The following is a 12,396-nucleotide window of genomic DNA, read 5'->3' on the forward strand; positions in this document are numbered from 1 at the left end:
ATAAACGACATGGGAGGATATTGCGATGGGCCAGACGGGTCTTCTCGAAAACCGCTGGGATGATGCCTATGCGGCAACACTCGATGAGCCGGGCAAGCTGCTCTATCGTTCCAATCTTTTGGGCGCAGACAAGCGCATCACCAATTACGGCGGCGGCAACACCTCCGCAAAAGTGCTGGAAATTGATCCGCTGACGGGCGAAAAGGTCCGCGTCATGTGGGTCAAGGGTTCGGGCGGAGATGTCGGCACCATTAAGCTTGATGGCTTTGCCACGCTTTACCTCGACAAGCTGGAAGCGCTGAAAACCATCTATAAGGGTGTGGAAGACGAAGACCGCATGGTCGGTTTCCTGCCCCATTGCACCTTCAATCTCAACCCGCGCGCCGCTTCCATCGATACGCCCCTGCATGGTTTCGTGCCGTTTGCCCATGTCGATCACATGCACCCGGATGCAATCATCGCCATTGCCGCCTCAAAGAATTCGAAAGAGCTGACGCAACAGATTTTTGGGTCCGATATTGGCTGGCTGCCATGGCGCCGCCCCGGCTTCCAGCTGGGTCTCGACCTCGAAGCCTTCGTCAAGTCAAACCCCACTGCCAAGGGCGTGGTGCTGGAAAGCCACGGCCTGTTTACCTGGGACAATGACGCCAAGACCTGCTACGAGCTGACGCTTGAGATCATCAACAAGGCCATCACATGGTTTGCGGCTGAAACGGAAGGCAAGACCATTTTCGGCGGTGCGGTTGCCAAAAGCCTTCCTTCAGACGAACGCCGGGCCATCGCTGCCCGCCTGATGCCGGAAATTCGTGGCCGTATTGGTCGTGATGAGCGCAAGCTTGGCCATTTCGATGATCAGGATGCCGTGCTGGAATTCGTCAATTCCAAGGATTTGAAAAGCCTCGGCGCGCTCGGCACATCCTGCCCCGACCATTTCCTGCGCACCAAAATCCGCCCGCTGATCCTCGATCTCGATACGGCAAATCCCGACGTGGATGCGCTGCTTGCCGGTCTTGATCAGGCGCTTGCCGATTACCGCGCCGATTACGTCAGATATTACGAAGCCTGCAAGCACGACAACTCGCCTAAAATTCGTGACCCAAATCCGGTGATCTTCCTCATTCCCGGCGTCGGTCTGATGTCCTTTGCCAAGGATAAGGCGACGGCGCGCATTGCCGGTGAGTTTTACGTCAACGCCATCAATGTGATGCGCGGGGCTTCTACAGTGTCCGAGTATCAGGGCCTGCCGGAGCAGGAAGCCTTCGATATCGAATACTGGCTTTTGGAAGAGGCAAAGCTTCAGCGTATGCCAAAGCCAAAAAGCTTGGCGGGCCGCGTCGCCTTAATCACCGGCGGCGCCGGTGGCATCGGGCGCGCAACGGCGGAACGTCTGGCGAATGAAGGTGCCTGCGTGGTGCTGGCCGATATTGACGAAGGCGCTTTGGACGCCACCAAGGGCGATTTCGAAAAGCGGTTCAGTTCTGACGCTGTTCGCATCGTCAAGCTTGATGTGACCAAGGAAGACGCGGTGTTGTCAGCCTTTGTTGAAGCCAGCGTGGAATTCGGTGGCGTCGATATTCTCGTCTCCAATGCCGGCATTGCCTCGTCTGCGCCTGTCGAAGATACCACGCTTGCCATGTGGAACAAGAATATCGACATTCTGGCAACCGGCTATTTCCTCGTCTCGCGCGAAGCCTTCCGGCTGTTCCGCCGTCAAAAGCTCGGCGGCAACGTGGTTTTCGTCGCATCCAAGAACGGTCTGGCCTCTTCGCCCAACGCCTCTGCCTATTGCACGGCAAAGGCTGCTGAAATCCACCTTGCGCGCTGCCTGGCGCTCGAAGGAGCAGATGCGGGCATCCGCGTCAACACGGTCAATCCTGACGCGGTTCTGCGCGGTTCGAAAATCTGGAATGGGGAGTGGCGGGAGCAGCGGGCTGCTTCCTCGAAGATCGAAGTGACCGATCTCGAGGAGCATTATCGCAATCGCTCCATGCTGAAGCTGAATGTTTTCCCGGAGGATATAGCGGAAGCCATCTACTTCCTGACATCAGATGCTTCGGCCAAATCGACCGGCAACATCATCAATGTCGATGCGGGCAATGCGCAAAGTTTCACCCGCTAAGTGCGGGTGAAAATAGGCTTACTTGCGCAGGATAACCCAGATGGCGTGAATGATGCCTGGGATGTAACCGCAGAGCGTTAGCAGGATGTTGAGCCAGAAATGCAGGCCAAGGCCAACCTGAAGAAACACGCCGACCGGCGGCAGGAAGATGGCAAGAATAATACGAATTACGTCCACGATTGAATATCCCGTCTGTTTGTTGCTGCCCACATAACGTGGGAAACGCCGGATTGGTTTCAAATGGGGGCGCGGACCGGGAGGAAGACATGGTTGAAATGAAGATTGCCGCAGATATTGTCGAGCGCGAGAACGAAAAACGCCAGGCGGCCCACGGATCTGACTTCGAAGCGCTGGGCGAGCATCTGGCGCGGCGCAATATCGATATCGAGGCCATTACGGAGCAGGTGTCGAAATTCTTCGTGGCCGTTCCATCCTGGGGTGTGGGCACCGGCGGTACGCGCTTTGCCCGTTTTCCCGGTAAGGGTGAGCCGCGCGGCATTTTCGACAAGCTGGATGATTGCGCCGTCATCAACCAACTGACCACAGCAACGCCCAATGTCTCCCTGCATATTCCCTGGGACAAACAGGACCCGAAAACCCTAAAAGCCCATGCCGACGCTCTGGGTCTCGGCTTCGATGCGATGAATTCCAATACGTTTTCGGATGCGCCGGACCAGCCGCATTCGTACAAATACGGCTCTCTCAGCCACGCCGATGCTGCAACGCGGGCGCAAGCCGTGGAGCACAACATCGAATGTATCGAAATCGGCAACGCCCTCGGCTCCAAGGCGCTGACGGTGTGGGTGGGCGATGGCTCCAACTTCCCCGGCCAGACCAATTTCACAAAAAGCTTCGAGCGGTACCTCTCCGCCATGGCCGATATCTACAAGGCTTTGCCGGATGATTGGCGCATCTTTTCCGAACACAAGATGTATGAGCCCGCCTTCTATTCGACGGTGGTGCAGGATTGGGGCACCAACTATCTGATTGCCAACACGCTGGGCGACAAGGCATTTTGCCTCGTAGATCTCGGCCACCATGCGCCCAACACCAACATCGAAATGATCGTCGCCCGCCTCATTCAGTTCGGCAAGCTCGGCGGCTTCCATTTCAATGACAGCAAATATGGCGATGATGATCTGGATGCAGGCTCCATCGATCCCTACCGCCTGTTCCTCGTCTTCAACGAGTTGGTCGATGCAGACCACCGCGGCGTCAAAGGCTTCCACCCGGCCCACATGATCGACCAGTCGCACAATGTGACGGACCCGATTGAAAGCCTCATCTCCAGCGCCAACGAAATCCGCCGCGCCTATGCGCAGGCGCTTCTGGTGGACCGTGTCGCTCTGGATGGATATCAGCAGGATAATGACGCGCTGATGGCATCCGACACGCTGAAACGCGCCTATCGCACCGATGTCGAGGCTATTTTGGCTGAAGCGCGCAGACGTGCAGGCGGCGCAATCGACCCCGTTGCCACCTACCGCGCCAGCGGCTATCGCGCCAAGGTCGCAACTGAGCGCCCAGAGACCAAAGGCGGCAGCGGCGGCATTATCTGATAGCGCTCGTGCTTGGGCCAAAGGTTAACAGATGAAGGTGGGCTGGTTCCCGCCTTCATGCATTTGTAACCAAATATATCCAACTTTAAAGAAATGTGTCCCACGCCCAACCATCTCCACAATCACGCTTATGTTAGCGAAGCATGAAGAAGCCAATAGACAGATCCGGCCTGATATTCGTAGCCCTGCTGTGCGCCCTCGTCTGCATCGTGCTCAGCATAGCCTTCCTCAACGGCGACAGGCAACTCTCACCACAAAGTCAGGACGGGACTTTGATCCCGAGGACGACGGTGCAGCCACAACCTTAGTGTGTGGTATTTGTGGCTGAGCCTTCAATATCTGCCGCGCCCCCTACACTTATATTGTCACGACAATTAGCTCCTGATATTTGAAGAAAATCTTTCGCTTCAGATGGTTGGGTGAACTATGCAATTGACGTGTCGTGTCATTATTTCACTGCTCTTAATCCTGTGCACAAGCTCGGCCTTTGCTGAAGATAGCTACAGGAAAGAAAATGTCAGCCGAACCGTTCTTAGCGGCGTTAGAACAAAGCTGGGCCAGAACTATCACATCAATAATGATTGCACCCTGGCGGATATTCCGCCACTCCCTGTTATTAAATCCCCATCTCACGGCAAAATAGAGATCGTCAAAGAGCATGTTTTCCCTGCGTCCAAAGGACAGCTCGAAAAGTGTAACTCCGGTAAAGTCATGGGTGTCGTCGCTTATTACACGTCAAAGCCGGGTTATTCAGGTCCAGACACGCTTGTTTTACGGACTCCGTACGGAGACGGGAAAATAAGAGAAATGGCAATCAAAATCATGGTGTTGAAGTAACAAGCGTCAAGCCAAATATGTGAGCGTCGGCGTGCAAAAGAGCCATTTTAGTAAATGGTGCCGCTTGCAGGACTCGAACCTGCGACCCCATCATTACGAATGATGTGCTCTACCACCTGAGCTAAAGCGGCGTACCGGCTGCCGAGATTTGTCGGCGCGTTGATATGGCGGGCTGATACAGGCATTGCGGATGGATTTCAAGTCTTGAATGGGGCTTGCGATAAAAATCCATCGGCGCCGATTCCGTTCTTTCTGATCTACCCGCAAATCCGCGCCTTCGCTGCTGCGTATTCTCCGGCCAGACGATCGACAAGGGCTGAGACGGGTTCGATGGCCTTGACGGCACCCACGCCCTGGCCTGCGCCCCAGATATCTTTCCATGCCTTTGCGCCGCTGGTTGCGGCTCCAAAATCCATCTTTGAAGGGTCTGCCACGGGCAGATTGTCAGGGTCCATGCCTGCGGCAATGATGGAGGCTTTCATGTAGTTGCCGTGAATGCCGGTGAAGTAGTTGGAATAGACGATGTCGTTGGCATAGGCATCGACGATGGCCTGCTTATACGCCTCGCTTGCCCGCGCTTCCGTCGTGGCGATGAAGGGGGAGCCGATATAGGCCATGTCAGCGCCCATGGCCTGTACCGCCAGAATTGCGCCGCCATTGGCGATGGCGCCCGCCAAAAGCAGGGGGCCGTCAAACCATTCGCGGATTTCCTGCACCAAAGCAAAGGGCGAAAGCGTGCCCGCATGGCCACCAGCGCCTGTGGCCACGGCGATCAGTCCGTCTGCACCCTTGCGGATGGCGGAGTTTGCGTGGCGGTTGTTGATGACATCATGCAGCACGATGCCGCCATAGGAATGGATCGCGGCATTGACTTCCGGCACGGCACCGAGCGACGAGATGACAACAGGCACCTTGTATTTCACGCAAAGGCCCAGATCATGCTCCAGCCGCTTGTTCGACATATGAACGATCTGGTTGACAGCAAAGGGCGCCGCCGGTTTCTCCGGGTTGGCTGCATTATAGGCGGCAAGATCTTCCGTCATCATGGCAAGCCATTCGTCCAACTGGCTTTCAGGGCGGGCATTCAGCGCCGGAAACGAGCCAACAACACCCGACTTGCACTGCGCCAGCGTCAATTCCGGGTGGGAAATGATGAACAGCGGCGACGCAATGACCGGCAGTCGAAGATTGTCCTTGAGTATAGACGGCAGCATGTTTCCTCCCCATGAATGACGTTTACGCGCACGTAAGATGTAGCGAAGCGGGACGGCATTGAAAAGCGAAAAAAGCGGCTGGCTTTGGCTGGGTGGCAAGGGCGGTAAGGTCGCTGCATCTCCCTTGGATGAAGGAATGGATCGTAAAGCTTAGATTAAGCTGAAAATGGGCAGCGAGTAGCAGGAGCATGCCCGTAAACCGTAAAAAGGTCATCGCGTTCAACAAAAGGAATACGAAGCCGTTTGAGCAATGAGCGTAGTAGATCCGAGCAGTCTTCAACAATCGGCGCAACGAGGCGTCCCACATGGCGCTTGTATCTGGGGACTATCTTGATCCACTCAACGTGGACTCCTAGTTCGCCCTCTGGCGTTCTACCCCAGTCTGTGGTCGCAGAATCGATTATAGAAGGGCTTGGCTCGCCCTCGTTGAGCAATTTGACTTGATAGGCCGGAGGAAATGGAAGTTCCTCTATTCCTGCACAGAGTTCCCGCCATTTTGTGTCGTTCATATGCGAGGCCAATCCTCGTTTCTGGAGAAGCTTGCGTGTGTTTGGTCCAAAGTCGCTCCTCCATTCGCTGGACGCGAAAATTCAAGGGGTCGGTCGATGCCTGCTTCGACGCTATCTTAGAAATACTCAGCCTAAAATTGCCGTACATTTTCTTGGGCTCAGGAATTTAACAAGTTAATTTATGGCGTTACCATGTGATATTTTCCAGCTGGGATATTCGAACCTCTCCGCTGCAGCTTTTACGACGAGAGCTGTTTCTTCGTCCCACTCTTCGAACTTCAAACCGAAAGGGTCATTGAGCTGGTTTCTCATCTTAAGGATATCAACCAACACGTCGCGAACGGAGCCGCGTAAACGATCTTCCAGGTTGCAAAGCACATCGATGAGATAACGTCCCAATTCTTGGTCTTCAAACCCTGAGAAATATTCGCTCGCCAAATGGATCGCGGCCATACGGCGAGAGCCTTCGTCATCCTTCATCTGCATCCATTGACGCAAAAGAGGCCGATACCGATCAATCAGCCGCAGGTAGCGACACAACGCCTTCAAGGCATATTCGGCGTATAAGTTGTTGTCGTCGCCATGCAGATACGCTTCCAGAAGCGTCGCGTCGCCAATTTTGCCGCAAAGTCCGACAATCTGGATCGCCCCGCAAACATCTCCCTTGCGGCTGCGAAGGACGCTTCGAGCAAAGTCCACCTCTTCGTCCGCAACTGAACCTGGCTCCAAGCCCTTCGCTCGAAGGCCAATATCCTGAATGTCGAAATTACGGGAGTTGATCGGCGGCATTGCGATCTCGATGAAATAATCTTGGTGGTGGGTTTCGTCACTCCCCCAAAATTGAGGTTCATATTCTGACTTGTCAACGGGACTAAGCCAACCGCAATTGCCCAACCGCGCCCACGGCTCGGCCTTTCATGCATGTTTTCCCACGACATTCTGACATTTGCCAAATACTTCTCTTGCGGATGGGCAAGCGAGACGTTACCGAATCGTAAACAATGGCGCTATGCCGCAAAAGCCTTTCGGATGGCAAGAAAAGGACCGATAGTGAGCGGACTGGAAACGGCAATCAGAAATGCCCTCGAAAAATCGGACCGATCGAGCGCCGAGGTTCGGGCACGGATTTACCAATCCTCACGCCAGGCGCTGGAAGCGGGGCTTCGCAAGCAAGGCATAGATGACCCGGAAGTGGTGGCCCAGCAGCGCCAGCGGCTTGAGGTTCTTGTTCACGCCATTGAAAACGAAGAGCGAAACCGCCTGCTGAGTGTGGTGGAAGATCATGTGCGCCGGGAAACGGCACGCGCCCCGGCGCCCGTTGTTCCGCCAGCGGCAAGAGCAGCGCCGCAGGTGGCAAAGCCTGAAGACAGGGTTGAGGAAAACGATGCGCTGCCGGTTGAGCCGCAACTGCGCGCAGAGCGGCTGGATGACACGCCTGACAGCAGGCCCATCCCGAGCCCCAGCATCGATGATTTTCATGCCGAACGCGGTGTGACCGCACCCGATGCGCGCTCCACCCGTGCCGAAGACGCCGCCTCCCTGTCGTTTACGCCAGAGCGGGCGGCAAAGGCCCGCCGTAAGAAGGGCGTGGTTGCGCGGCTGTTCATTTACTTCACGCTGCTCGCGTTTCTCGGCTTCGGCGCATGGTGGATTTACAGTTCAGGCATATTGCTGAGCCCGGCAGAGCGTGACACCGGCGTGCCCAACCCGCCGCCAGAGGTGCAATCGGAAGATTTCACCGGTGCGCCAGAGGCTCCACCGCAGAACCGTGAGGCCGGTCGCGGCTTTTCCGATGCCTGGGAAGAGGTATTCAATGCCGAGCGAGGCAATCAGGGTCTTCAGACAGGATCTCTCGCCGTTGTCGAGCCCATTTCCACCGCTGCCGGAAAGGCGATACGCCTGACCTCACGTGTGTCGGAAGCCGATGGCAATGTGGGGATTACCGTTCCGCCAGAGGTGTTGCGCGAAATGGCAGGCAAATCCTCGACCATCGCCGTGACCTTGCAATCCTCCAGCGACCGCCAGACCCAGCTCTCCATCAGCTGCGATTTCGGAAGCCTTGGAACTTGCGCGCGCCACCGTTTCACCGCAACGCCGGAGCGGGCCGATATGCTGATCAATGTCACATTCGACCGCACATTGGCACCCAGCAGCGCGGGCCGCATCATCATCAACAGCGATGTCGATGGCAACGGACGCCCGGTCAACCTCTATTCGGCGCGAATCCTGCCGGGCGAATGATCAGGACTCTCCCTTCACAGGCCGGGTGTCGGCCTGTGAAGGGAGAGGGGATCTCACGCCACGCTTGCAGCTTCTCACTTCAGAAAATCAGGTCCTGAGCTAAGGATCTTCTGATCGATATCGCCGATCACCTTCTTGTCCTTGCCTTCATAATCCAGTGATTTCAGAATGTGCTTGATGAGATTGATGCGAGCGCGGCGCTTGTCGTTGGCGCGGATCACGGTCCATGGCGCTTCGTCGTTGTGCGTCTTTTCCAGCATCAGGTCACGCATGGCGGTGTAGTCGTCCCATTTGGTCAGCGCCGCGATGTCCATATCGGACAGTTTCCAGGCTTTCAGCGGGCTATGCCGACGATCGTGAAAACGATCAAGTTGGGTTTCGCGGCCGGTGTCCAGCCAGAACTTGAACAGATGCGTTCCCTCATGAACGATCATCTTTTCAAGGCGCGGCGCTTCTTTCAGAAACCGCTTGTGCTCTTCCGGCGTGCAGAACCCCATGATTGGCTCGACGCCGGCCCGGTTATACCAGGAGCGGTCGAACATCACGAATTCGCCAGCCGTTGGAAAATGCGAGATGTAACGCTGGAAATACCATTGCCCACGCTCGGTTTCCGTCGGCTTGGTCAGGGCCACGATGCGCGCGGCACGAGGGTTGAGATACTCCATGATGACCGAGATGACACCGCCTTTTCCCGCCGCATCACGGCCTTCGAAAACGGACATGACGCGGGTGCCTGTCGCCTGCAACCAGTGTTGCACCTTGACCAGCTCGATCTGCAGCGCTTCCAGCGTTTTGTCATACTCTTCGCGGTTCATCTTCTTGTCATAGGGAAATCCGCCAGCCGTCAGCTTGGCGTCTTCCACCCAATCCGGCAAAACCGGATCGTCGATGTTGAAGATGCGTGTTTTTCCGTTGATCTGAAGTTCAACGGAGCGGTCCTTGGCGTTTTCGCTCATTCTGGCTCCCTTTGGGTGCAGTCGTTGCCGACCTGTCGTTCACGTCGCATGAAAGATCGCATGAAAAGAGCTCATCGCGCTGAGCCTCCACCACACATGGATATCAAACTGTGGGAAAAGACATAGTGATGAATCTCTGTCATGAAAGAGGGATAAAAGGGTTCGATGGGCGATTTTGCGACGAAAGGCATAGGGTGAATGGAGATGATAGGGAGTGAACGCAGCGCCAGACGGTATCTGAGCCAGCTTCGGCACAGCTGGCTGCCCATTCTGGTCGTCTCCATGTTGGCCGTCGTCGCGTCACTCGAATGGATGTCTCCCGTTGTTCCAGCCGTCTTGTGGGCTGCGGCCGTTCTGGCCATTCTCACCGTCAACGCCAGACCCTCGCTGGATGTGAAGGCGCAGGCATCGCAACCCGTTGAGGACGAGCAGGAAGTGGCCGAGAGCCTCATTGCCGGTGTGCGTTCGGGCCTCGCCGCGCTCGATATGCCGGTTTTCATTCTGGATCGAAATGCCAGCGTTCTCTTTGAAAATGCTGCTGCCGAGCGAGCATTTGGCGTGCTGCCCATCGGCTCACATATTTCTGGTCGCATGCGCTCGCCCGGGCTGCTGGACGTCATCAGAGAAGCCATTGCGACGGGAGAGACGAACCAGACCGAACATTCCGAGCGCCTGCCGTCCGAGCGCGTCTTCATCGTGCGCATCGCGCCTGCAGTCGTGCCGGGGGAGGCGCAGGCCGCGCTCTACATCCTGTCCTTTCGCGATGTTTCTGAAACGCGCCGCATCGACCGCATGCGCAGCGATTTCGTCGCCAATGCCAGCCATGAGTTGCGAACCCCGCTTGCGTCCTTGCGTGGCTTTATCGAAACCATGCAGGGTCCGGCGCGCGATGATCCCAAGGCCCGCGAGCGGTTCCTGGGCATCATGCTGGATCAGGCAACCCGCATGAGCCGGCTGGTTGACGACCTCATGTCGCTGTCGCGGCTGGAACTGCGCGCCAATATTGCGCCGGACCAGAAGGTCGATCTTGTGCCGCTTCTGGGCCACGTTCGGGATGCGCTTCTGCCGCTTGCCGAAGACCTCGATGTCACGATCAATCTCCATGTCACGGATGAGAAGGTCGAGGTAACGGGGGACCGGGATGAGCTGGTGCAGGTCTTCCAGAACCTGGTCGAGAATGCCTGCAAATACGGTCAGGAAGGCAAGGTGGTCGACGTGCACCTGAAATCCTTGGCTGGCAAACCTATCGAGGTTAGCGTTCTGGACAAGGGGCCGGGCATTCCCGCAGAGCATGTTCCGCGCCTGACCGAGCGGTTTTACAGGGTCAGCGTCGCAGACAGCCGCTCCAAAAAAGGCACCGGTCTAGGGCTCGCCATCGTCAAGCATATCCTCACCAGACACCGTGCTCGTCTGATTATCCGTTCGGAAATGGACGTGGGAACGGACTTCACCGTCAGATTTTGACATAAATGATTTCCTCGTCCCGTAGGAAATCAAAAAAGCGTTTTAAAATCAATCAACTAGATTGTCACAAATACTTCACCGAAATGACATAAAAGGGTGTGGCAAGACTGGTTATGAAGAAGCCGCCGGGGTAGCCCAGTTTGGGTGATAGGGTAAAACTCTGCCGGCAGCGTTCACAAAAGCCCACCGCGGGCACCCTACGGGAGAGTCACATGAATATCGTAAAATTGTCCGCAGCAGCCCTGGTAGCTTCGGTTGCCTTTGCAGGCGCTGCCGCTGCTCGCGACCAGATCCAGGTAGCCGGTTCGTCCACCGTTCTGCCTTACGCAAAGATCGTTGCTGAATCTTTCGCTGAAACATTCCCTGATTTCAAGGCTCCAGTTGTTGAGTCCGGCGGCACAGGCGGCGGTCTGAAGGCATTCTGCTCTGGCGTTGGTGAAGGCACCATCGACATTGCTAACGCTTCGCGCGCCATCAAGTCTGACGAACTGGCAGCTTGCAAGGCAGCCGGCGTTACCGACGTTCAGGAAGTCAAGATCGGTTATGACGGCATCGTCTTCGCGATGGACAAGTCCAACCAGGACGTCAAGCTCGAGCCAAAGGACCTGTACCTTGGTCTAGCCGCTGAAATCGTGAAGGACGGCAAGCTCGTTGCCAACCCTTACAAGAAGTGGTCGGAAGTCAACAAGGAACTGCCAGATGTAGCGATCGCCGCTTACATTCCTGGTTCCAAGCATGGCACACGCGAAGTCTTCGAAGAGAAGATCATGGCTGACGGCTGCAAGGAATCTGGCGCGACTGCCGCAATCAAGGGTCTCGTTGCAGACGCCAAGCAGGCTGCTTCCAAGTGCGTTGCAGTTCGTAAAGACGGCGCTGCTGTCGATATCGACGGCGACTACACGGAAACGCTGGCACGCATCGCTGCCAACAAGACCGGCGTTGGCGTATTCGGCCTCGCATTCTATGAAAACAACATGGACAAGCTGAAGGTTGCAACCGTCAGCGGCGTTGTTCCTTCCACGGAAACCGTTGCAAGCGGCAAGTACCCTGTGTCTCGCCCGCTGTTCTTCTACGTCAAGAAGGCGCATCTCGGCGTTATTCCTGGCCTGAAGGAATATGTTGAGTTCTTCGTTTCCGACGAGATGATCGGCCCAGACTCTCCGCTGTCCAACTACGGCCTGGTTGCTGCTCCTGAAGCAGAGCGCAAGGAAATCCGCGCCCAGTTCGAAACCGGTAAGGTCATGTAATCCGGACGGGAGGCGCGGCAGTGATGCCGCGCCTCCCATCTATCTGTCTGCCAAGGCGCTCATGGGCTGACAGGCCCTATTTACCGGATGTTCATACGACCCGATGAATAGGATCTATCAATCTGGAAGCCGAAGCCGAGCAGGGGACTACGCCGCCTGTCGCGAAGCCCGATGACTGAAAGGTCAGCCCGGCCTTCGGACGATCCGATGTGCAAATAACAAAGCTGCCTGATACCGCATCCCTTTTTCT

Annotated in this window: 11 protein-coding genes and 1 tRNA gene; 6 read left to right on the plus strand and 6 right to left on the minus strand. The window is 56.2% G+C overall.

Annotated features, from left to right (window positions below; all coding sequences use genetic code 11):
* The first annotated feature begins 25 nt into the window (after window positions 1–25).
* Window positions 26–2,119: a bifunctional rhamnulose-1-phosphate aldolase/short-chain dehydrogenase gene (locus tag ACQZ51_RS01725; protein WP_448774770.1), complete on the plus strand. Its 2,094-nt coding sequence runs from the start codon at window positions 26–28 to the stop codon at window positions 2,117–2,119.
* An 18-nt stretch (window positions 2,120–2,137) separates the two neighbouring features.
* Here ACQZ51_RS01725 and ACQZ51_RS01730 read toward each other — a convergent pair whose 3' ends face one another.
* Complete coding sequence (locus ACQZ51_RS01730; protein WP_042618061.1) at window positions 2,138–2,296, minus strand: YqaE/Pmp3 family membrane protein; 159 nt, start codon at window positions 2,294–2,296, stop codon at window positions 2,138–2,140.
* 89 nt (window positions 2,297–2,385) lie between these two features.
* Between ACQZ51_RS01730 and rhaI the strand changes: the two genes are divergently transcribed.
* Together rhaI and ACQZ51_RS01740 are read left to right on the plus strand one after the other, a co-directional pair.
* Entirely contained in the window at window positions 2,386–3,678 is a 1,293-nt protein-coding gene (gene rhaI / locus ACQZ51_RS01735) for an L-rhamnose catabolism isomerase (RefSeq protein ID WP_448774771.1), read from the plus strand.
* Between the two features lie 426 nt (window positions 3,679–4,104).
* A complete protein-coding gene (locus ACQZ51_RS01740) occupies window positions 4,105–4,515 on the plus strand; it encodes a hypothetical protein (protein ID WP_448774773.1) in 411 nt (136 codons plus the stop codon).
* A 55-nt stretch (window positions 4,516–4,570) separates the two neighbouring features.
* Here ACQZ51_RS01740 and ACQZ51_RS01745 read toward each other — a convergent pair.
* From ACQZ51_RS01745 to ACQZ51_RS01760, 4 genes are all read right to left on the minus strand, one after another.
* Window positions 4,571–4,646, minus strand: a tRNA-Thr gene (locus tag ACQZ51_RS01745).
* A gap of 126 nt (window positions 4,647–4,772) precedes the next feature.
* A complete protein-coding gene (locus tag ACQZ51_RS01750) occupies window positions 4,773–5,729 on the minus strand; it encodes an NAD(P)H-dependent flavin oxidoreductase (RefSeq protein ID WP_448774775.1) in 957 nt (318 codons plus the stop codon).
* Between the two features lie 155 nt (window positions 5,730–5,884).
* Entirely contained in the window at window positions 5,885–6,319 is a 435-nt protein-coding gene (locus ACQZ51_RS01755) for a DUF6678 family protein (protein WP_448775721.1), read from the minus strand.
* 93 nt (window positions 6,320–6,412) lie between these two features.
* Complete coding sequence (locus tag ACQZ51_RS01760; protein ID WP_448774777.1) at window positions 6,413–7,027, minus strand: hypothetical protein; 615 nt, start codon at window positions 7,025–7,027, stop codon at window positions 6,413–6,415.
* 261 nt (window positions 7,028–7,288) lie between these two features.
* On the opposite strand from ACQZ51_RS01760, the gene ACQZ51_RS01765 reads away from it, so the two are divergent.
* On the plus strand, window positions 7,289–8,479 hold the full coding sequence (locus ACQZ51_RS01765; protein ID WP_448774779.1) for a hypothetical protein: 1,191 nt from the start codon (window positions 7,289–7,291) through the stop codon (window positions 8,477–8,479).
* 74 nt (window positions 8,480–8,553) lie between these two features.
* Here ACQZ51_RS01765 and ppk2 read toward each other — a convergent pair whose 3' ends face one another.
* On the minus strand, window positions 8,554–9,435 hold the full coding sequence (gene ppk2, locus ACQZ51_RS01770) for a polyphosphate kinase 2 (RefSeq protein WP_448774781.1): 882 nt from the start codon (window positions 9,433–9,435) through the stop codon (window positions 8,554–8,556).
* A 204-nt stretch (window positions 9,436–9,639) separates the two neighbouring features.
* On the opposite strand from ppk2, the gene phoR reads away from it, so the two are divergent.
* Together phoR and ACQZ51_RS01780 are read left to right on the plus strand one after the other, a co-directional pair.
* Window positions 9,640–10,899: a phosphate regulon sensor histidine kinase PhoR gene (gene phoR, locus ACQZ51_RS01775; RefSeq protein WP_448774783.1), complete on the plus strand. Its 1,260-nt coding sequence runs from the start codon at window positions 9,640–9,642 to the stop codon at window positions 10,897–10,899.
* Window positions 10,900–11,111: 212 nt separating this feature from the next.
* On the plus strand, window positions 11,112–12,146 hold the full coding sequence (locus ACQZ51_RS01780; protein WP_448774785.1) for a substrate-binding domain-containing protein: 1,035 nt from the start codon (window positions 11,112–11,114) through the stop codon (window positions 12,144–12,146).
* The last annotated feature ends 250 nt before the right edge of the window (window positions 12,147–12,396 follow it).

Source organism: Agrobacterium sp. CG674 (genome assembly GCF_053521645.1).

Excerpts from the sequence above, each read along its gene's own strand:
- ACQZ51_RS01725 (WP_448774770.1), top strand. The coding sequence starts at position 26 with ATGGGCCAGACGGGTCTTCTCGAAAACCGCTGGGATGATGCCTATGCG.
- rhaI (WP_448774771.1), top strand. The coding sequence starts at position 2,386 with ATGGTTGAAATGAAGATTGCCGCAGATATTGTCGAGCGCGAGAACGAA.
- ACQZ51_RS01740 (WP_448774773.1), top strand. The coding sequence starts at position 4,105 with ATGCAATTGACGTGTCGTGTCATTATTTCACTGCTCTTAATCCTGTGC.
- ACQZ51_RS01750 (WP_448774775.1), bottom strand. The coding sequence starts at position 5,729 with ATGCTGCCGTCTATACTCAAGGACAATCTTCGACTGCCGGTCATTGCG.
- ACQZ51_RS01760 (WP_448774777.1), bottom strand. The coding sequence starts at position 7,027 with ATGCCGCCGATCAACTCCCGTAATTTCGACATTCAGGATATTGGCCTT.
- ppk2 (WP_448774781.1), bottom strand. The coding sequence starts at position 9,435 with ATGAGCGAAAACGCCAAGGACCGCTCCGTTGAACTTCAGATCAACGGA.
- phoR (WP_448774783.1), top strand. The coding sequence starts at position 9,640 with ATGATAGGGAGTGAACGCAGCGCCAGACGGTATCTGAGCCAGCTTCGG.
- ACQZ51_RS01780 (WP_448774785.1), top strand. The coding sequence starts at position 11,112 with ATGAATATCGTAAAATTGTCCGCAGCAGCCCTGGTAGCTTCGGTTGCC.